The organism is Pseudomonas sp. GW821-FHT01E10 (genome assembly GCF_059422365.1).
Map to the genome: position 1 here is coordinate 17547 of NZ_JBWKWT010000035.1, position 21380 is coordinate 38926.

A 21380-nucleotide genomic window follows, 5' to 3' on the forward strand; every position below is an offset into this window, starting at 1 on the left:
TCCAGAATTCGCCACCACTCGTGACACAGAGCACAGGAACGCCCCCCATCGATGTCAGTCGTGATGCTCGCTGGCGCGTTTGAGCAGTTTCTTGCAGCGATCGGACAAGTGCAGCACGCGTAGCTGCTTGCCAGCCTTGGTGTAGCGCTCGCGCAATGTCTTCAACGCGGCGATGGCCGAGTAATCAACGAAGCTCAAGTGGCGACAGTCGACAGTGACCACAGACGGATCATTGGCGGGATCGAACTGGTTGAGAAAAGGCGTCGTCGAGGCGAAGAACAACGTGCCGTGCAGGAGGTAGAGCTTGCTGCCGTCGGCTTCAACGTGACTGTCGGCATACAGCTCGCGAGCGTGTTGCCAGGCAAAGTTGAGCGCCGCAATGATGATCCCGCACAACACAGCGATGGCCAGATCGGTGAACACGGTAATCACCGTGACCGCGATGATCACCAAGACATCGTTCAGCGGCACCTTGTTCAGTACCCGCAATGAAGCCCAGGCGAACGTCTGCTGCGACACCACAAACATCACCCCAACCAATGCGGCCAGCGGAATGCGCTCGATCAGCGGCGAAAGGAACAGCACAAACAGCAGGATCATCCCCCCGGCCACCGCACCGGACAGCCGACCGCGACCGCCGGAGCTGAGGTTGATCACGGTTTGCCCGATCATCGCGCAGCCACCCATGCCGCCGAACACACCAGAAACCATGTTGGCAGCGCCCAAGGCCACGCACTCGCGATCCGGATAGCCGCGGCTCTCGGTGATCTCGTCGGTGAGGTTCAGGGTCAGCAGGGTTTCCAGCAAGCCGACCACCGCCATCAATATCGCGTAAGGGACGATGATGCGCAGGGTTTCCGGGCTCCAGGGGATGTCTGGCAGCGCAAAACCCGGCAAGCCACCGGCAATGTGCGCCATGTCGCCCAGGGTACGGGTCGGCAGGCCGAGCAGGTAAACCGCCAGCCCAACGCCCAGAATCGCCACCAGCGCCGGCGGCACGGCCCGCGTCAGGCGCGGCATCAGGTAAACGATGGCCATCGTCAGCACCACCAGCCCGATCATCATGTACAGCGGCGCCCCACTCAACCAGGCCTCACCGCTCTTGAAGTGCTCCAACTGGGCCAGCGCAATGACAATCGCCAGGCCGTTGACGAAGCCGAGCATCACCGGATGCGGCACCATGCGCACCAGCTTGCCCAGCCTCAACAGACCAAACGCCAACATGATCAGCCCGCCCAGCAACACCGTCGCCAGCAAGTACTGGACACCGTGCTGCACCACCAGCGCGACGATCACCACCGCCATCGAGCCAGCGGCACCAGACACCATCCCCGGCCGTCCGCCGAAGAGCGCAGTCAGGGTGCAGATGATGAAAGCGCCGTAAAGCCCCATCAATGGATTGAGGTGGGCCACCAGCGCGAAAGCGATACATTCGGGGAGCAGGGCGAAAGAGGTGGTGAGTCCGGCCAGGACATCGGCGCGCAGACGTTTGGGTTCCATGGCTTACCTAAAAATACAGGCGGGAAAAGAGGGACGCGGATGTTACGGAATTGACGGCGGGCGGGCCAGTGAATGGGTGGCCTGCTCGCAATGAACGATCACGCGACCTGCGAATCAGCCCCTGAAATCGGCAATCGCGTAAGCCGCCAATTTGCCCTGGATGAAGTCCAGAAAGCACTGGATCCGTAGGGCCAGTTGCGAGTTGCGGTAGTACACCGCGTTGATGGGTTGGCGATATCCGCTGTTGAACTCCGCCAGCAACACCTGCAAGCGACCGGCGCGGATGTCGTCGATGGTCATGAAGTGCGACAGGCAGGCAATGCCTTGACCGGCCAGCGCCAGGTGCCTGATCGTCTCGCCACTCGACGCACTGATCGACGCCTGAATCGGCCAGCGGTCACCATGGACATAGCGCAGTGGCCATTGGTTGAGACCTTCGTTATGGGTAAAACCCAGCAGCGTGTGCTCGCTCAAATCCTCGACAGCGCTCGGTACGCCGTGTTGTTCCAGGTACGCTGTGCTTGCGACGATGTGCAGCGGGCTGCAACCCAGGGAGCGGGCGTGCAGGGTCGAGTCGGCCAGCGTGCCGATGCGGATGGCGATGTCGGTGCTTTGTTCGAGCAGGTCGATGATCAAATCGTTGCTGTTGAGTTCGAGCTGGATGTCCGGGTAGAGACGGCGGAACTCATCGATGTACGGCACGATGGCGTGCAGCATGAACGGCGACGCGGCGTTGATCCGCAGTCGCCCGGACGGGGTTTGCTGGCGAGAGGACAGACGCTCTTCGAGCTCGTCCATCTGATCGAGAATCAGCTTGGCGTGCTCGAAGAAATATTTGCCCTCCTCGGTCAGGTCCATGCGCCGCGTGGTGCGATTGATCAGCGTGGTATCGAGCTTGGCCTCCAGCCGCGACAGCGTGCGGCTGACCGCCGACGGCGTTTGCCCGACTTGCTCAGCCGCAGCCGAAATCGACCCGCACTCAATCACGCAGACGAAAATCTGCAACTCATCGGATCTGGCTTTCACGTGTGTCCCTTATCGATAGTCCTGCACTGCTTCAGATATCGATAGTAGCCGAGCGTCATGCCTTAAGGCCAAACACCTCGGTCAAGTGCTGCTCATAACGCGCCACATCCGCTTCGATATTCGGGCGCTTCATCACATCGACGCACAAAAAGGTCGGCAGACCGGTCATGCCGAGGAAGGTATTGGCCTTGTGGAACGGCAGGTACACCGCGTCCACGCCCTTGGCTTCGAAGAAGTCGGTCGAGTCGTCGAAGGCTTGCTGTGGGGCGTTCCAGGTCACCGACAGCATGTACTTTTTACCGTGCAACAAGCCGCCGCTGCCGTACTTCTGCGACGCGTCGGAGCGCGTGCGACCGTCGCTGGCGTAGAGGCTGCCGTGGCCCGCTGTGAAGACTTCATCGACGTACTTCTTGACCGTCCAGGGCGCGCCCATCCACCAGCCTGGCATCTGATAAATGATCACATCGGCCCAGAGGAATTTGGCGACTTCCTCGGCGACGTCGTAGCCCTCGTCGATGAACGTGGTTCTCACATCCACACCACCGCGATCCAGCACGCTCAACGCTGCTTCGTGCAGCGTCGTGTTGTAGCGACCATCGGAGTGGGCAAATTTTTTGCCGCCATTGAGCAACAGGACTTTTTTCATGAGAAATCTCGCAAGGTTGGAATCGATGGCGGCAGCCTAACGATCAGCCTCGCGCGGAATAAGCGCTCCATCCGCAAAATTCATTTGACCTATACGCACGAATCAACAAGCGATTGTTGCCATAAACTTGCGCCGATTCTGACTGTTTAGGAGATTCTGATGAGCGAACTGCAAGGCTTCATCCTGCACGCCAAGACCCGCCCGGAAAAAGCCGAGGCCTTCGAAGCGTTCTTCCGTGCCTATGTCGAACCGAGTCGCGCCGAACCCGGTTGCATCGAGTACCACATGCTGCGCGACAAGCAGGACCCGACGCTGTTTATCTTCTACGAGATCTGGCAATCCCAGGCCCATCTGGACGTGCACTCGAACCTGCCCCATATGAAGCAGTTCCTCGACATGCGCATGGAATATCTGGAGCAGGATTTCGATATCCGCCCGATCGAGATGCTCAGCACATCGTCCGCTAGCCGCTGATCAGCAAGTGGCCGCCGAGCACGCCGAGGCCGATGAAGAACACGCGTTTGAACAACACGGCGCTGATCCGCTGGCGCAGCCATTGCCCCAGCAACATGCCGAGCACCGCCGGGATCAGCGCCAGCAGCGACGCGCTCAACTCGTCACCGCCGAGGGCGCCGCGCCATAACAGGCCGGCGGCCAACGCGAGAGTCGAGACAGTGAACGACAGGCCCAGCGCCTGCACCAGTTCATCCTTGTTCAAGCCCAGTGCTTGCAGATAAGGCACCGCCGGAATCACGAAGACACCGGTGGCCGAGGTGATGACGCCCGTCAGCACACCGCAGAGCGGACCGAGCCAACGCTCGGTGCGACCGCCGACGCGCAAGGTCGGCAGGAACAACCCGCTCAAGGCGTAGATCAACAGCGCCGCCCCCAGCCCCCGAACCACCCAATGTCCACCGGCCATGCCGATCCACACTGTGCCAGCACCAGTGCCGATGAAAATCGCCAGCAGCATCGGCCATAACCGGTTGAGCAACCCGCGCAAATGACCGCCGAATGCCAGTTGCCAGACGTTGGTCAGCGTCGCGGGAATGATCAACAACGCCGCAGCCTGCGACGGTGCCATAGCCAGGCCGAGCAGGCCCATGGCAATGGTCGGCAGACCAAGGCCGATCACACCTTTGATCATCCCGGCCAGCAGGAAGGTGGCGACAATCAATAAGGACAGGGCCAAGCCCAGATGTTGATAGAACGCGGCAAGTGTATTCATGGGGCTATCGTGGGCCCTGAAGGGTGCATTGAAAATCTGCCATATACTGAGGCTGCCTCTTGAATCGGTAGAGGCTAAAAACGATCCGGGATTCTGTATGCACTTCGACCTCACCGACCTGCGCCTCTACCTGAACATCCTCGACACCGGCAACATCACCGCCGGTGCCGCCCGCAGCCATTTGTCGCTGGCGGCGGCGAGTGCACGAATCCGCGCGATGGAAGCCTCACTGGGCATCGAGTTTCTTGAGCGAGGTCGCCGCGGTGTCAGCCCCACTCCGGCCGGCAAGGCACTGGCGCAGCACGCTCGAGTCCTGTTGCAACAGGCCGAGCGCATGCAGCAGGAGCTGGTCGAATACGCCAAAGGCGTCAAAGGCCAGGTGCGGTTGCTGTGCAATACCACTGCGATCACCGAGTACCTGCCGGAGTTGCTGGCGGACTTTCTGCGCGAGCATCCGAACCTCGACATCGACCTGCAGGAGCTGCCCAGCACACGCATCACCCACGCCTTGCGCCAGGGCGCAGCAGACCTGGGGATCGTGTCCGACGCCGTGGATACCGACGGCCTGCAAACCCGCTATTTCCGCGACGATCCGCTGGTGCTGATCCTGCCGCGTGATCACCCCTTGGCCGACACCGGACCGCTAAATTTCAGCGCCACTTTGCACCACGACTACGTCGGCCTGAACGCCAACAGCGCCTTGGCCATTTATCTGGAAGAACAGGCCCTGCACAGCGGCTTGCGGATGCAGGTCCGCATCCGCGCCGATGGTTTCGAGGGCGTGATGCGCATGGTCGCCCGGGGTGCCGGGCTGGCGATCGTGCCCTTGGCGTCGGTCGAACGCTGGCCGGCTGAAACGCCGTTCAAAAGCGTCGTACTGGAAGAGCCGTGGGCTCGCCGCAAACTGTTGCTGTGCGCCCGGGACTTCACCGTACTGCCCCGTTATGCCCAGGCCTTGCTGAGCGCCTTGACTCTGCCCTGAGGGGCAGGTTTTTGCCCGCCGGAAAATCTTTGAGCGTTTGCGCGTTTCTGGACAGCTCGATGTCGAATACAGACAACTGAGCGGAGCATGGGCGCTATAGGGTGCGACTTCAGTTCTTCAGTACCACTTTCTATATTCCAAGGCCCGGAGTCCACATGACCGCACCGATTACCGTTCTTCGCGACACTCACCCGTTGCCCGTACTCGACGCCTGCAAATGGGAAAAGCTCGAAGGCGATCCGCACACCGTCAACCTCAACGCGTACACCAGCGAAGATGGCAGCAAGATCATGGGCACCTGGATCTGCACGCCGGGCAAGTGGTATGTGGAATATGTGAAGTGGGAATACTGCCACTTCCAGGAAGGCTACTGCATCATCACCCCGGAAGGCATGGCGCCGATCCACCTGCGCGCCGGTGACATCTTCGTCATCGAACCGGGGATGAAAGGCACGTGGGAAGTGGTTGAAACCGTGCGCAAGTATTTCGTGTTTGCCTGACGCAAAAAACCGAGAGACCACCCGACGTGGTCTCTCGGTAAAAAGGCATGCATGAATCCTGTGGCGAGGGAGCTTGCTCCCTCGCCACAAACGCTTATTGGGGTTTGCGATAGCTGTTGATGATCGCCGAGAAGTCCTTGCCCCCTTCCCCACGCAGGCTCATCGCCTGATACAACTGCTGGGCCACCGCGCCGAGCACGACCGGTTGGTGCGCCTGACGCGCCGCCTCAGTAGCCAGCCCCAGATCCTTGAGCATCAGTTCAGCACCGAAACCGCCGGTATAACCGCGCGAGGCCGGCGCTGTTTCGACGATGCCCGGCCACGGGTTGTACATCTCCGAACTCCAGCAACGCCCGGTTGAACTGTTGATGACGCCCGCCAGCACGTTTGTGTCGATACCCAGGGCGCTGCCCAGCGCCATGGCTTCGCTGACACCAACCATGGAAATCCCCAGCAGCAGGTTGTTGCAGATCTTGGCGATTTGCCCGGTGCCGACTTCACCGCAGTGGACGATGTTGCGGCCCATCTGCGCCAGCACCGGTTGCAGAGTGGCGAACAGTTCAGGCGTGGCGCCGACCATGAAGGTCAGCGTCCCGGCCGCTGCACCGCCAGTGCCACCGGAAACCGGGGCATCGGCCATGGCCACGTCCTGCTTTGCGGCCGCCGCGGCAACATCTCGCGCCGTCTGCGGATCGATGGTGCTGCAATCCACCGCTGGCACGCCTTTGGCGATTCCCGCCAGCACACCGTCTTCACCCAGCCAGACACTGCGCACATGGGCCGCTGCCGGCAACATGGTGATCACCAGTTGCGCGTCTTTCGACGCTTCCTTCGGTGAAGTGCTGATGGTGCCGCCGAGTTGAGCCAGTTCGGCCAGCACGGTTTGATTGAGGTCAAACAGGTTCAGCGAATGGCCGGCCTTGATCAGGTTGCGCGCCATTGGCGCGCCCATGTTGCCGAGACCGATAAAAGCGATTTTCATGTCCGGCTCCTTAGCGCAAGTGGATGGTGGTGTTCACACCGTGGTTGATGCTGTCGTCATCGAACCAACGTGCAGTGACGGTCTTGGTTTGAGTGTAGAACTGCACCACTTGCTTGCCATACGGACCGAGGTCGCCGAGCTTCGAACCACGGGAACCGGTGAAGCTGAAGAACGGTACCGGCACCGGGATCGGGATGTTGATGCCGACCTGGCCAACGTCGATTTCCGACTGGAATTTACGCGCCGCCGCACCGCTCTGGGTGAACAGACCCGTGCCGTTGCCGAACGGGTTGGCGTTGACCAGAGCGATGGCCTCATCGAGGGTGTCGACTTCCAGCACTACCAGCACCGGGCCAAAAATTTCCTGGGTGTAGATCTGCATCTCAGGGGTTACGCCAGAGAACAGGGTCGGGCCGACAAAGTTGCCCTGTTCGTAGCCCGGAACAGTGATGTCGCGACCGTCCAGTTCCAGCTTGGCGCCTTCCTTGATCCCGCTTTCGATCAGCTCGAGAATCCGTGCCTTGGCCCGCTTGGAAATCACCGGGCCAACATCAGTGCCTGGCTCGCTGCCGGCATTGACCTTGAGTTTCTGCGCCAGCGCCTTGAGATCCGGCAGCCATTGTTTGGCCGCGCCCACCAGCACCACCACCGAGGTGGCCATGCAGCGTTGCCCGGCCGCACCGAAACCGGCGCCGACCAGTGCATTGAGCGCTTGCTCGCGGTTGGCATCGGGCAGCACAACGGCGTGGTTCTTGGCCCCCATCATCGATTGCACGCGCTTGCCGTGTTTACCGGCCAGCTCGTAGACATGCGTGCCGACCGCGGTCGAACCGACGAACGAAACAGCCTTGATGTCCTTGTGGGTGCAAAGCGCATCGACCACATCCTTGCCACCATGAACGACGTTGAGCACACCCGGCGGAATGCCGGCTTCAATCGCCAGCTCCACCAACAGCATGGTCGACATCGGATCCTGCTCGGAAGGCTTGAGCACGAAGGTGTTGCCGCAGGCGATGGCCATCGGGAACATCCACAGCGGAATCATCGCCGGGAAGTTGAACGGGGTAATGCCGGCGCAGACGCCGATCGGCTGACGCAGGGTGTAGGTGTCGACACCGCCTGCGACGTTCTCGGCGAACTCGCCCATTTGCAGGCTGCCAATGGAGCAGGCGTGCTCGACCACTTCCAGGCCACGGAAGATATCGCCCTCAGCGTCGGCGATGGTTTTACCCTGCTCATTGCTGAGCACTACGGCAATACGCTTGGAGTGCTCGCGAATCAGCGCCTGAAGCTTGAGCATGATGCGCATCCGCGCGCCGACTGGCGTCAGCTTCCAGGTCTGAAAGGCGCGATGAGCGGCGCTGATGGCGGCATCGACTTCAGCAGCGGTCGCGAAAGGGACTTTGGCCAGCACTTGCTGGGTCGCCGGATTGACGATGTCGTGCCATTCGGTGGTCTGGGATTCGACCCACTCGCCATCGATCAATAACTTGACCTTTTGTACGGTGGTTTCTAGCGATGCGTTCATGTCGGGTCTCCGGGACGTTGTTCTTATTTAGAGAGCTATCTTGGGAGCCAAGGCGAGAAAGTCGCCTTGAGATGAGGCGTGTGTCGCGATTTGGTTGTCGGACTGTTTTTGGAGTATAGATGTGCAAACTTCTAATAAGAACGCACATAAAAGCCGGTCCATCATGCAAAAAAACATCACGTCTTTAGGCTCGTTGAACTGGGATGACCTCAAGTTTTTCCTTGAAGTTGCCCGTACTCGCAAGGCCAGCACTGCGGCCAAGCGCCTGGCGGTGGACTACACCACTGTGTCGCGACGCATCAGTTCGCTGGAGGCCTCGTTGGGTACGCTGTTGTTCGAGAAGTCCCGCACCAACGGCTTCGTCCTGACCGCTGAAGGCCAGCGCCTGCTGGGTTACGCCGAATCGATCGAAAGCACTCTGCACATGGCTTGCGAGCAGGTCTCGGGCTCAGGCGTCGCGTTGTCCGGGCATGTGCGCATGGGCTGTACCGAAGGGTTCGGCAGCTTTTTCATCACGCCGCAGCTGAGCCATTTCGTCGACGCCTACCCGGCGATCTCGGTGGACATCCTGCCGCTGCCGCACTTCATCAGCCTGTCCAAGCGCGAAGCAGACATCGTCATTGCGCTGGAGCGGCCGGAACATGGCCCTTATGTCTGCTGCAAACTCTGTGACTATCGATTGCAGCTGTACGCGACCCAGGATTATTTGGACAAGCACCCACCGATCCGCCGCCCGGCAGATTTGAGCAAGCATCAATTCATCAGTTATGTGGACGATCTGGCGTTCAGCTCGGAGCTGCTGTACCTGGCGAATGTGCTACCCGGTGCCAGTGCCAATCTGCGCAGCACCAGTGTGATCGCGCAGTTCGTGGCGGCGCAGCAAGGACGGTCACTGGCGATTCTGCCGTGCTTTTTAGCGGCTCAGGATCCGCGATTGCTGCCGGTGTTACCACAAGAGATCACCATCACCCGGCAGTTCTGGATGTACTGCCGGGAGGACCTGCGCAAGCTCAAGCGGATTACCTTGTTGTGGGATTACATCCGTACCGTCACCGAGCAGAATCATGCGCTGTTGATGGGGGAAAGTCGGGAGATGGTGTTCGCCGATTAATCGGCACTCACCACGATCGACACCCGGCGGTTCTCGGTGCGCCCGGCCGCAGTGGCGTTGGAGGCGACGGGCTTGCTGCTGCCCAGGCCGCGTAGCTGGATGTTTTGTTCTTTCATGCCGACAGCGGCCAATACCGCTTCAACGCTTTTCGCGCGACGCAGGGAAAGTTGTTCGTTATAGGATTCCTCGCCCGAGGCATCGGTATGGCCGTCAATCCTCACCCGCTCGATTCCCACGCCCAACAACGCCTTGCCAATGCGTTCGACGATCTGGGTACTGGCGGGGTTGAGGTGTTCGACATCGCTACCGAACAGCACTTTGCCGGACAGGCCGAAGGCCCAGCCCTCATCCGTCATCTCGAAACCTTGTTGCTTGAGTACAGCGATCTGCGCCGGGGTCAGTCCTTTCTGCGGTGTCGTCTGGCAACCGGTCAATGCCAGCAAGGTCATGAATAAGCTAATCGTAAAAAATCGCAGAGAACGCTGAGTGAATGTGAACACAAAAATTAGCTCCTGGTTTGAAGATGGACGACAGAGTGCTCCGACCCTGCCGTGTGGTGAGCGCCTCGGGAAAGGCGTTTGGCCTGATACATCGCGGTATCTGCAGCATCGAGCAGCGCACCGGGCGTAAGCCCATGATCCGGGTACACGGCGATGCCGATGCTGAGTGAAGTCAACACCTGGGTACCGCCCGGCAACAGGATTGGCGCGTCCATACTGGCAATGATTTTGTCGGCAATCCGTTCGGCGTCTTCTATCTTGTGCAGCGGCGTCAACAGCACGGCAAACTCATCGCCGCCCAGACGCGCAACCAGATCCTCTTCACGCAACTGCGCACGAACCCGGGTCGCCACGGCGATCAGCACCGCATCACCGGCAGCGTGACCGAAGTTGTCGTTGATCTCCTTGAACCGGTCGCTGTCGAGAAACAGTACAGCCACTCCCTCATCCAGCTTGCCCGCATTGCGCAAGGCGCGCATCAGGCGGCCTTCGAAAAACGCCCGATTCGGCAACCCGGTAAGGCTGTCATGGCTGGCCTGGTGGGCCAGGGTTTCGTTTTCGCTTTGCAGATGGGTCTGCCAGGACTCGAGCTCGTCGAGCAAAGCATTGAAGTCGTTGCCCAGGTTGTCGAGTTCGGCAATGTCGGCGGGCGGTACGCGCCGGTCGAAAGCACGCTCGCTACGGGCGGCGTGAGCCACGGCAGCCAGGCTGCGCAACGGGCCAGTGATTCCTCGCAATTGCCGACGCGCCAGATAAAGCGCTACCCAGGCACTGACAGCGGTACACAAGACGATTCCCACCAGACCGCTGAGCAAAAAGCGCATCAGGCTGCCGCCGTGACCGATGAGCAAGATGCTGCCGATTTCCCGACCTTGATGAGTGATCGGCATGCTGATGGGTTTTTCCAGAATCGTTCGGGCGATCTGCATTTCAAGATCGGAGAGCCACCCCGTTTCCGGTCGTTGCCAACGTGCGAGCAACTCGCCTTGCTCGTCCATCACTTGTGCATCAGCCACTTCTTCAGTGGAGGCGATCAATGCCAGCGCTTCGGTGGCGGCGGACTTGTCGTTGAACACCACCGCGGCTTCCACGGTGTAGTTGATCGAACGGGCAATCAGATGCAGGTTGTGATCGGCATAGACCCGCAAAGCCAGAACTCCCAGCAGGGTCAGTGAAACACTGGCCATGGCCACACCCACCAAGGCGACGATCAAATGTCCACGGCCGATAACCGACCCCAGGGTCGGGCGTATGCGAGGTTTGAATAGACTCATGGCGCCGCCGGCTTGCGGCGCGACAGTTGCAGCACACTGGGGTGAATGCGCACACCGCTGCGGGCGACCGAGTCGAGGTTGACCTCGAAGGACACCTGCTCATCACCGACCCGCAGACAGAACAGACTGCCGACAGTGCATTGATCGCCGCCTTCGCTGATGCTCACCACCGGGCGTCCCGTCAACGAGGCGAATAGCCGACTGCGTTCATCGCCGGTCAGCTTGCCGATGTACACCGCATCGCATTCACTGGCGATGACCGGATTATCGGCCAGCAACCGTCGTACAGTAACCGGTCGACCCGTGGCTTGTGTGGTGCCTTTGACCAGGTCGTCGGTGTATTCAGTGGGGCCGACCACGCACAGGCGCAGTTGTTGGGGCTCAACAGGCCATCGGGCATAACTGAGGATCCCGAGCACCACCTGAGTGACCGACCTGGCACGTTGGTCGGCTTTGCTCACGATAGTTTCCGACTCAGCACAGGCAACGCCCGTCAACAAACAGAGGAGGCCGGCAAGCAGCACTTGTTTGCAGCCAACGACGCGCCCTGTCGCCCAGACAGCCAACTTCATGCAGGAATTCTCTACGATCGCAACAAAATGATGCCGCAACGATAGCACAGCACCGAAACACCAGCGAGGCGACGCGCCACGGCACATCGGACAGATTCCGGCGTCTGCCACCGCCCCTCAATGGCTCGGCCAGGCACCCTCTTCCAGCTCCAGCATTAACCCGCTCAAGCGCTTGACCTTGCGCCGCACGGCCTCTTCGAATACGCCGGCTCGAGGCTCAATCAGGGTGAACCAGTCCTTGGCCCGGGTTATCCCGGTATAGATCAGTTCCTTGGTAAGCACAGGATTCAAAGCATCCGGCAGAATCAACGCCGTATGGGCAAATTCCGAGCCTTGGGATTTGTGCACGGTCATGGCATACACCGTGTCGACATCGTTGAGTCGGCTTGGCAGGACAAAGCGCACACCGCCCTGCCCGTCATTACGCGGGAAGGCCACACGCAGCACGTGCCGTCCGGCCTCCGGGCCTTCACGCTCCGGCAGCTTGAGGGCAATGCCAATGTCACCGTTCATCAAACCCAGGCCATAGTCGTTGCGGGTCATCAGCACGGGCCGACCTTCGTACCACTGATGGTCGCTGTCAATCAGCCGGGCCTTGAGCAGTGCGTCGGTCACGCGCTGATTCAAACCTTCCACGCCCCAAGGCCCTTTGCGTACGGCACACAACAGCTGGAAAGCGTCGAAAGCTTGTAGCACCACGCGAGCCCAATCAGCCCAGCATGAATCGTCGAGCGGGCGGTCGAGCGGTGGTCGCTGACTGCGCAAAAGACTCAGGTAATGCCGATAGCCTTGCGGTCCCCCGCCATGGCCCTCGAGCAACAAGCGCTCCAGCGCCCGGTCCTGCTCACCCTTTAGAGGCAGGGAAAATACGTCGTCATGACTTGCAGCGGCCAATAACTTGCGCGCGTCCTCGGGATGCTGTTGGTTAACCCAACGGGCCAACTGACCAATGCCGCTACCCTCGCCGAAGCGCCGTGAGTGGCGCAGCATCACGACTTGCTGGGCCAGTGGATGCGCGCCCTGGGTGTCTTCCCGCAAACCGCTGGCATCGAGGCGCTCACCGCTGACCGCCTCCAGCCACTGGCGGGTCTGCGGGCTGTACCAACCGGCTTCGGCATCACGACACAGATCGCCCAGTACGGCACCGGCCTCTACCGACGCCAGTTGGTCCTTGTCACCGAGCAGCACCAGGCGGGCATGGGGCGGCAACGCATCGAGCAGGTTGGCCATCATTTCCAGGTCGATCATCGAGGCTTCGTCCACCACCAATACATCCAGCGGCAAGCGATTACCCGCGTGGTGACGGAAATGCCGGGTACCGGGACGACTGCCGAGCAAACGGTGCACGGTGGTCACATCCGACGGGATCTTCTCGCGCACCGTTTCAGGCACTTTCAGGGTTTGAACCTGCTGGCTGATGGACTCGGTCAATCGTGCGGCAGCTTTGCCGGTGGGTGCCGCGAGACGAATACGCAGCGGTTTACCGGCCTCCACTGCGGGTGCCTGGAGCAACGCAAGCAAGCGCACAACCGTGGTGGTCTTGCCGGTTCCCGGGCCGCCGGTGACGATGCTGAATGCACTGCGGGTAGCCAGGGCACACGCGAGCTTCTGCCAGTCGATCACTTCATCAGACCTGGCTGGACCGAACAGCCCGGTCAGGCGTTGGAGCAAATCACCCGGCGTTGCTTCGTGTGCCGCCAGACGCTGGCGTAGCGCGTGGTCGATGCGCCGTTCGTAAGCCCAGTAGCGGCGCAGGTACAGGCGTTTACCCGACAGCACCAACGGCCGGTGTTGCGCGGCCTCACGGCTGTCGACGGCCAGAGCCACCAGACGGCTGGACGCCAGCACCTTGCACCAATGGGCGCCGTCCAGCGCCTCAAGCAATTGCGACGGCAGCAACATCGCACCGCTTTGCACATCACCTTCCGGCGGCAGCGACAAAGCGAAGTCCGGCTCTTTCAGTGTTTCGAACAGATCCAGGCAGACATGACCGTGGCCCAGTTGGTGACTGATCAACGCGGCGGCCAGCAGCACCAGCGGATCATCGTCGGGAGCGAGCTCGTGGAGAAACGCGACGAAGGCCTTGTCCAGCGCCCGCAGCCAGCCGCGTTCGACCCAGCGCGTGAGCAGCAGCAACAAGTCATCTGCGCGGCTCAACGGGGCCAGGTCCGCCAGACTTTCGGCCGCCAACGGCGTAGGCAGCAAATCGGCGAAAGTGCGACTCATAGCAATACTCCCTGTTCCCAGGCAGGTTCGGCCTTGGGCTCTGGCTTGCCCTGGAACAACCGGTCCAGGCGCTCGATCAGCTCCCGTGGCGGACGGGCAAAATACACACCCTGGCTGGCCGCTCGAGTACCGCGAAGAAACAGATACAACGCTCCACCGACATGCCGGTCGTAATCGTAATCGACCAGCCGAGCCTTAAGCTGGCGATGCAGGGCGAGCAGGTACAGTACGTATTGCAGGTCGTAACGGTTATCGAGAATCGACTGCTCCATGGCCTGCTCGGTATAGGCCGCGTCATCGACGCCCAGCCAGTTGGATTTGTAGTCAGCGACGTAGTAACGGCCTTCATGCTCGAACGTCAGGTCGATGAAGCCTTTGAACATGCCATTGAGCAGCACCGGTTCGGCGGCCACCCGGGCCACGCCGTGATGGGTGTATTGACGCACCAGTTCATCGAGCTTGAGTACATCGACTTTATGACTGGCGAACCAGAACTCCATCTCGACCCGGTATTGAGTCAGTTGCTCGAACACCACCGGCGCCTGCCCACCACCGATGTGCAATGGGGATTTGAGCAAGTGCTGCAGCCAGCCGCTCAGCGTGGTGATCCAGCCTTCCCAGCCACGGCGGTTGCAGCGACGGGCGATCGCGTCTTCCACGGTTTGCGGTGCAGCGGCAAAACCTTCGTCACCGGCCCATTCGAGCAATCCATGAAGAAAAGTGCCGGGGTTCGGACCACGAGGGAATCGATGGATATCTGCGCCGCCAGCGGCGACTTCTCGTGGCGCTTCAGGATCAAGGCGTTCGTCATCAAAGAGCTTTTGTGCTTGCGCGCTCTCCGGTGCTTCGTCACTGCCCACGCTCAGACTGTCACCAATGCGTAGGGCGCTGTAAGAAGCGATCCACCAGTTTTCACTGGCCTTGCGCCGGGGTATCAGCGGGGCCAACAACGTCGCTTCATTGCGTGGCGGATGGTAATGCTCGGCGGTCGCGTCAGGCATTTCACCGTAGTTCAGCGCCGCACAGTCTTGCTGCAGGTCTTCCAGCCAACGACGCAGCCCTGCCGACTCAGCCAATGGCGCACCACCGCCCAGCAGATAACCCAATGCCGAAAGGTGCAGGACCGAGCCGTTGTTATTGCCGCGCTTGAGATCAGTCACACCCAGCCAGCACGCATGTTGTGCCCGGGTCAGGGCCACATAGAGCAAACGAAGGTCTTCAGCCAAACGTTCATCGTCGGCTTGGGCGATCAACTCGGCTGTCGGCTTCAAGCTCACCTGTGCCTTACCCGTGGCATCGTGGTAATACAACGGCAGACGACTGCCATCCACCGGTTTTGCCGAGCAGATGAACGGCAGAAACACCAACGGATATTCAAGCCCTTTGGATTTGTGGATGGTCACGACCTTGACCAGTTGCTCGTCGCTTTCCAGGCGCAGGATCTGTTCTTCGCCAGCCTGACCAGACAACGCCAGATGCTCGGACAAATGACGGATCAGTGCTTGCTCGCCATCGAGTTCGGCGGCGGCCTGCTGCAGCAACTCGGACAAGTGCAGCAGGTTGGTCAATATCCGCTCACCATCGCTGCGCGCGATCAACGCCTGGGGCAGCTGAAAATCATGTAGCAATCGCCGCAACATGGGCAGAACGCCCTGTTTGCGCCAGAGCTCGCGGTAACCGCGGAACTGCATGACCCGTGCTTCCCAGGCCAGTTCGTCCTGATTCAGTCGCTCCAGTTCAGCCAGTGAAAGGTTCAGCGTGATGCAGGCCAGCGCGGCACGCAGGGGACGTTCGACATCCGGCTCGGCACAGGCCTTGAGCCACGTCAGCAGATCATGGGCCTCCTGCGCGGCGAATACCGAGTCCTTGTCTGACAGGTAAACACTGCGCACACCGCGAGCGGAAAGTTCGCCGCGCACGGCCTGGGCCTCTTTGCCGTCGCGCACCAGAATCGCGATATCCGCCGGCAGCAGGCCTCTGAGACCCTTACCATCCTGTATGAAGCCCGCACGCCCCTGCGGACCGCCATTGAGCAACGCAGTGATCTCACTGGCGCAGGCGGCGGCCAATTGTTGTCGATACACCACGCCAGACAGTGGCTGGTCAGAGGACAAATGCCAGATGTTCAGGGCAGGCACAACCTGCCCCTCAATGTGCAGGACTTCTTTGCGCCCTTGGGACTCCACGGGCAGAAACGGTACCGGGTTCTCGCCACTCTTCTCCCGGAACAGGAACGCGCCGCGCCCCTGCTCGCGAGATTCTGCGCGCTGGAACACATGGTTCACCGCGTTGACCATGCCATGACTGGAACGGAAATTTGTGCCCAGGGTATGCAGGCGGCCAGTGGTGGCTTGCCGGGCGCGCAGATAGGTATAGATATCGGCACCGCGAAAGGCATAGATCGCCTGCTTCGGGTCGCCGATCAGGAACAGGCCGGATTCAGGGTTGTTGTCTTCGATGCGATAAATGCTCTCGAAGATTCGGTACTGCACCGGATCGGTGTCCTGAAACTCGTCGATCAGCGCAACCGGGAACTGCTCGCGGATCAAGGTCGCCAGACGCTCACCGCCATCGGACTGCAACGCCGCATCGAGACGCAGCAGCATGTCATCGAAACCCATTTCCGCGCGACGACGCTTTTCTTCCTCGAACCGAGCACCGACCCAGTGGGCGGCATGTTGCAGCACGGCGGCATCGGGGGTCGGCAAGCCATCGAGACTGGCCTTGAGGCCGGGCATCGCATCGAGACCGGGATGACGGGGAGCTTCACCTTTCCAGGCTTCAGCCATGCCATCGGGAGTCAGGCGAGTGAAGCCGGTGCCAATGTCCAGTTGCTCCAGAGATTCGTCTTCGGCCCAGGCCCGGAGCTTTTCGAACCAGGGTTCGAAGTAGCGCGCCTGCATCTTGCGACCATCGACGCTTTTGCTCGCGACGCCCTGATGACAGATGGCAAGCAGCTCATCGGCCCATTGGCGCCAGGGCATCTTGAGCTCGAGCAACGCGGCCCGTCGTTCCTCCAGGCACTCGGCGATCAACTCGGCAGGTTCTTTACCTTCAACGCTGTCACGCTCGCTGGCGAACAATCCACGCACTCGCGGCAACAACGCTGCCGGGCCACCCCAGTTGCCGCGAACCCAATTCAGCGCATCGCCTTGCATCGGATAGCAGAACAGTCGCCAGTAGTCGCGCAGGACTTCGCCAAGCAAATCACTGTGATCGGTTTCCAGGGTCTGGGTGAACAGGCTGCCACTGTCGAATGCATGTTCGCGCAGCATGCGCTGGCACCAACTGTGGATGGTCGATACCGCCGCTTCATCCATCCACTGGGCGGCGATGTCCAGGCGATTTGCACAGCCGGGCCACTGCTCAGGGAGGTATTGCTCGCGCAACTCCGCAATCAGGCCATCCGGTGCCGGTGTCTCATCGCGGAAAAAACGCGCAGCTTCAGCCAGTCGCGTACGAATACGTTCGCGCAGTTCTTTGGTCGCGGCATCGGTGAAGGTCACCACGAGGATTTGCGGCGGCAGCAATTCACGGCCAAAACCACTCGACTCGTCGCCATGACCAAGGACCAGACGCAAGTACAGCGCAGAAATGGTGAAGGTCTTGCCCGTCCCGGCACTGGCTTCGATCAGTTGGCTTCCACGCAGGGGGAATGCCAGGGCCAGCGGTGTTTTCGTGGTCATGAGCGCGCCTCCTCGCTGGTCAATGAACGCCAGGGAGCCTCAAGCAGCGGCCGATACAAAGCGTCGCACCAATCGGGGAAGGTCTCGTCGGCAATCAAAACATCGTAGTCGGCGTATTGCCGAGCGAGTGCCGGGCTTTCGCGGCGCTCACCATCAGTGGTCTGGCCATCGCCTTCATAGGCCTTGCGGGCAGCGGCGTCAGCCTTGACCGGATCGGTTTGAGCCAGCCAGGCGAAGGCTGTTTTTACGGCAATCGGCAACGGCTGGCGCATGCCCGTTTGCCAGGCCAGCAACAGATTACCCAAGGCATCAAGTGCTGCATCCTTCGCCAACGGAGCCAGTAACAGACTGTCGTCGCTGGCCACCAACGCGGTGGTCATCGACATCCCGCTGGCACAGGCAACCAGGTGATTGATCCATGGTCGTGTCAGACGATGCCATTTGCGTGTCTTGAGCGAGCCGATGCTGTTGGGAATCGTGGTGACCGATAGCAAACCACCGTCCGCACGTTGATGCAGGCCACTGAGCCAGCCCTCCAGACGCAGCCCATGCAGTTCCAGACTCACGGGCAACGCGCTGGCAAGTGGGGAAGGCCATAACGCCAGAAGCTGTTGATAGCGCTGCAACAGATCCGGCAACGGCTCGATCAACTCTCGCTGCAGACATTCGCCGAAACCGGCCATGGGCAAGAGCCCGCTGTTCTGCAGACGTTTCGCCTGTGCTTCCAGTACCTGATCGATTTGGTCCAATTGCCCGAGCGCTGCTTCGAGCAAGCTGTCGCTGAGGCTATAGCGTTGCAGCGCGTCGAGTACAAATGGCTCTTCATCCGCCAAAGGCGCTTCGGCAGCCTCGAAGAACACTTTGAGTCGCTGACTGAAGAAATGCCGTACCGGATTGCGCAGAAAATCCTGCAACTGACCCAGGCTCAGCGGCTCGTCCTGAATATAGGGCTCAAGAACCTCGATGGCAGGCGTCAAACCGCTGGACTGATGAAGTACCTGCCACTCGCTGGCGTAGCTGAACAAATCATCGCCTTCATGGAAGTAGCGTGCACTGAAGGGTTGCAGCGGATGTTCCTGAGTCATGGACTCAAGCAGATCAGCCTTGTCATCGTGCAATCGCCAACCGCTGGCGAGATGATCACGTAGTTGTCCTATCAATACCGAAGCCGGGCGCTCACTGTTGTCCCGAATACTGCGGCCGACCCAGCTGATATAGAGTTGGTCCCGCGCCGACAACAATGCTTCCAGCAACAGATAGCGGTCATCTTCACGCCGGGAACGATCGCCGGGCCGGTAGTCGCTGCCCATCAGGTCGAAGTCCAGTGGCGGCTGCGCGCGAGGGTAATCGCCGTCATTCATGCCCAGCAGGCAGACCAGTTTGAACGGGATCGCTCGCATGGGCATCAGGGTACAGAAGTTGACGGCACCGGCGAGAAAGCGCTGAGACAAGCGACCTTGGTCGAGGCCAGCCAGCCAGGCTTCACGGACTACGGTCAGTGGTAACTCGTCCTGCAAGCCTACTGACTCGCAGGTCTCAAGCCAGGTCTCGCGCAACTCTTCGAGTTGAGCCAATAAATAGTCGTCATGTTCGTTACTGGCCTGGAAGAACAACTGCACCAGTGCTTGCAAGCGGATGCCCCAGAGTTTGGGCGACGCAGGTTGGGTGAGCTCCTGGTGGGCAATCTCCAGTGCATCCAGCAGTGCGACCAAAGGACCTATGAGCGCAGCATCCAGGCCACCGATCTCGTCGTAGGGTTCAATACCCTCGCAGGCACTGGCACTGCCCACGGCATAACCAAGCAACATCCGTCGCAAGCCGAAACGCCAACTGTTTTGCTCCAGTTCTTCTGGCAGGCCCAGACCCGCACGCTGCTCGGCATTCATCCCCCAACGGATACCTGCGCCTTCGATCCAGCGGTGCAAAGTCGGCAGGTCACGTTCCTCTACGCCAAAGCGAGCGCGTAATGCCGGAACGTCCAGCAGATCGAGAATTTCGCTGACGGGGAAACGACTGTCGGGCAGCTTGAGCAGATGCTCGACAGCGATCAGTAGCGGGTCCCTGCCGCGCTGGCCTTGATCCGCGAGCGTGAAGGGAATGAAGCGTGGGTCGTGCCGATCAAGCTGACCAAAGACAGCGCGGATGTGGGGGGCGTAACTGTCGATGTCTGGAACCATCACGATCACGTCGCGAGGCCTTAAGTCTGGATCAGCACTGAATCGTGCGAGCAGCTGATCGTGGAGAATCTCCACTTCGCGTTGAGCACTATGGGCGATGTGAAAACGGATCGATTCGTCCTTTGTCAGATCGACTGCAGGCCAACTCTCGCGAGTTTCGTTCAGGGGGCGCAATTCCAGGATGTCGTCCTGCAACTGATTGAGCATGCTCTGAGGCTGGTTATCGCTGAAAAGGTCGATGCGCCCATCGCGAAATGCCGAGCGATAGCTGTTGGGATCGTCGTAACTGTCGAGCAGATTGATGTAGTCCCGCCCCTGCTTGCCCCACGCCGCCAATAGCGGGTGGGCATGTTGATGGAGCGTTTGCGGATCAAGCACAACCGGCATGCCACGCTTGCGAGCCTGGCGTTTGTATTGATGCCGCAACAGGTCTTTATCGGCGACGATGTCCGCCCAATGGTGGCGACATGGGTTGTGTACGCACAGCAAGACCTGACTGAATCGAGCCAGCCCGGCAAGCGCTTCCAAGGCTTGAGCTGGCAGTGAAGAAATCCCGAAAACAATCACCCTGGAAGGCAATCCACTGGGCGCGCTGTCGAGACTATTGATACGCTCGATAAAGCGTTGGTGGACACCCGCACGGCTTTGCGCCATGCCTTGTGCACCGACATCCAGCAACAGCGCACGCCACAGCTCTGCTTGCCAGCAGTTGGCCGGAGTCAGGGCTTTGGCTTCGCCTCTGCCATTTCGTAATTGGTGACGGCCTTCTGCCCAGTCTTCGAGCCAGTCCGCCCTGTACACCTGATATTGGTCGAATAGATCGGCCAGCCGCTCCGCCAATTGATAGCGTTTGCGTAAGTCGGTGTCATTCGTAAGGAAGCGCTGCAGGGGTTCGAAGTGCGGTTGGTTGATCAACTGTGGCAGCAGACGCATCAGGCGCCAAGTCAGCGGGGCTTTATCGAGCAGGGACTTGGCCGGGATTTCGTCACGTCCCAGCACCATGCGATAGAGCTGCCACATGAAGCTGCCTGGCAACTGCACATCGATGGCGGCAGCGATTCCGCAGCCGCCCATGTCGTCATCTTCTGGATCTTCGGCCAGTGCCAGCTTCAGCCATTGGGCGATGCCGTTGCTCTGCACCAGGGCAATTTCATTTTCCAAGGGAGCCAGCGGGTAGCGCCGCATCCAACTGACCACCAGGCTGCGCAGCTCGTCCAGGCGGTTGCCGTGAACCACCATAAAACCAGCACTGAGGGACGTAGCGTCCGGCATAAAGGCTTCCTTGGGAAAATACAAAAGCTAGGGCCGAACCTTAGCACTGTCGGCAGACCGTGACAGCCGGGACCGTTCCGATGTTGCTGTACGAACTTTCCTGCGGGCAAAACAAAACCCCTACCTGCATACGCAGATAGGGGTTTCGGAATTTAATCTTGACGATGACC

The 21380-nt window shown here is 60.2% G+C and carries 16 protein-coding genes; 4 read left to right on the forward strand and 12 right to left on the reverse strand.

Features of this window, described 5'->3' with window-relative positions:
• Positions 1–54 precede the first annotated feature (54 nt).
• The 3 genes from AC07V0_RS29515 to mdaB form a co-directional block, all read right to left on the reverse strand.
• Positions 55–1500, reverse strand: a complete 1446-nt coding sequence (locus AC07V0_RS29515) for a SulP family inorganic anion transporter (RefSeq protein ID WP_495020188.1) — start codon at positions 1498–1500, stop codon at positions 55–57.
• A gap of 114 nt (positions 1501–1614) precedes the next feature.
• Positions 1615–2526 (reverse strand): LysR family transcriptional regulator, encoded by a 912-nt coding sequence (locus tag AC07V0_RS29520; RefSeq protein ID WP_018929425.1) that lies wholly within the window; start codon positions 2524–2526, stop codon positions 1615–1617.
• 55 nt (positions 2527–2581) lie between these two features.
• Complete coding sequence (gene mdaB, locus AC07V0_RS29525) at positions 2582–3172, reverse strand: NADPH:quinone oxidoreductase MdaB (RefSeq protein ID WP_019651022.1); 591 nt, start codon at positions 3170–3172, stop codon at positions 2582–2584.
• 159 nt (positions 3173–3331) lie between these two features.
• Here mdaB and AC07V0_RS29530 point away from each other — a divergent pair, with 159 nt between their 5' ends.
• Positions 3332–3646, forward strand: coding sequence for a putative quinol monooxygenase (locus AC07V0_RS29530; RefSeq protein WP_018929423.1), 315 nt, complete (start codon positions 3332–3334; stop codon positions 3644–3646).
• On the opposite strand, the gene AC07V0_RS29535 is transcribed toward AC07V0_RS29530, so the two are convergent.
• Positions 3636–4400: a sulfite exporter TauE/SafE family protein gene (locus tag AC07V0_RS29535; protein ID WP_495020189.1), complete on the reverse strand. Its 765-nt coding sequence runs from the start codon at positions 4398–4400 to the stop codon at positions 3636–3638. The genes AC07V0_RS29530 and AC07V0_RS29535 overlap by 11 nt on opposite strands.
• Positions 4401–4497: 97 nt before the next feature.
• Here AC07V0_RS29535 and AC07V0_RS29540 point away from each other — a divergent pair, with 97 nt between their 5' ends.
• Together AC07V0_RS29540 and AC07V0_RS29545 are read left to right on the forward strand one after the other, a co-directional pair.
• Positions 4498–5382, forward strand: a complete 885-nt coding sequence (locus AC07V0_RS29540; RefSeq protein ID WP_495020190.1) for a LysR family transcriptional regulator — start codon at positions 4498–4500, stop codon at positions 5380–5382.
• 155 nt (positions 5383–5537) lie between these two features.
• Complete coding sequence (locus AC07V0_RS29545; protein WP_007900627.1) at positions 5538–5882, forward strand: cupin domain-containing protein; 345 nt, start codon at positions 5538–5540, stop codon at positions 5880–5882.
• A gap of 94 nt (positions 5883–5976) precedes the next feature.
• On the opposite strand, the gene mmsB is transcribed toward AC07V0_RS29545, so the two are convergent.
• Positions 5977–6864, reverse strand: a complete 888-nt coding sequence (gene mmsB, locus AC07V0_RS29550; RefSeq protein ID WP_111454445.1) for a 3-hydroxyisobutyrate dehydrogenase — start codon at positions 6862–6864, stop codon at positions 5977–5979.
• 10 nt (positions 6865–6874) lie between these two features.
• Positions 6875–8392: a CoA-acylating methylmalonate-semialdehyde dehydrogenase gene (locus AC07V0_RS29555; RefSeq protein ID WP_018929419.1), complete on the reverse strand. Its 1518-nt coding sequence runs from the start codon at positions 8390–8392 to the stop codon at positions 6875–6877.
• A 163-nt stretch (positions 8393–8555) separates the two neighbouring features.
• Here AC07V0_RS29555 and AC07V0_RS29560 point away from each other — a divergent pair, with 163 nt between their 5' ends.
• On the forward strand, positions 8556–9503 hold the full coding sequence (locus AC07V0_RS29560; RefSeq protein WP_495020191.1) for a LysR family transcriptional regulator: 948 nt from the start codon (positions 8556–8558) through the stop codon (positions 9501–9503).
• Here AC07V0_RS29560 and yfiB read toward each other — a convergent pair.
• From yfiB to recC, 6 genes are all read right to left on the reverse strand, one after another.
• A complete protein-coding gene (gene yfiB, locus AC07V0_RS29565) occupies positions 9500–10003 on the reverse strand; it encodes an outer membrane lipoprotein YfiB (protein WP_026286667.1) in 504 nt (167 codons plus the stop codon). The two genes, AC07V0_RS29560 and yfiB, sit on opposite strands and share 4 nt — an antisense overlap.
• A gap of 5 nt (positions 10004–10008) precedes the next feature.
• Complete coding sequence (gene dgcN, locus AC07V0_RS29570; protein ID WP_477759428.1) at positions 10009–11277, reverse strand: diguanylate cyclase DgcN/YfiN; 1269 nt, start codon at positions 11275–11277, stop codon at positions 10009–10011.
• Positions 11274–11849, reverse strand: coding sequence for a regulatory sequestration protein YfiR (gene yfiR / locus AC07V0_RS29575; protein WP_018929415.1), 576 nt, complete (start codon positions 11847–11849; stop codon positions 11274–11276). Before yfiR ends, dgcN begins: the two co-directional genes overlap by 4 nt.
• A gap of 117 nt (positions 11850–11966) precedes the next feature.
• A complete protein-coding gene (gene recD, locus AC07V0_RS29580) occupies positions 11967–14075 on the reverse strand; it encodes an exodeoxyribonuclease V subunit alpha (protein ID WP_495020192.1) in 2109 nt (702 codons plus the stop codon).
• The gene (gene recB, locus AC07V0_RS29585) at positions 14072–17761 is read right to left on the reverse strand and encodes an exodeoxyribonuclease V subunit beta (RefSeq protein ID WP_495020193.1); all 3690 of its coding nucleotides are present in this window, start codon (positions 17759–17761) and stop codon (positions 14072–14074) included. The genes recD and recB overlap by 4 nt, the downstream gene beginning before the upstream one ends.
• A complete protein-coding gene (gene recC / locus AC07V0_RS29590) occupies positions 17758–21210 on the reverse strand; it encodes an exodeoxyribonuclease V subunit gamma (protein ID WP_495020194.1) in 3453 nt (1150 codons plus the stop codon). Before recC ends, recB begins: the two co-directional genes overlap by 4 nt.
• Positions 21211–21380: the final 170 nt, after the last annotated feature.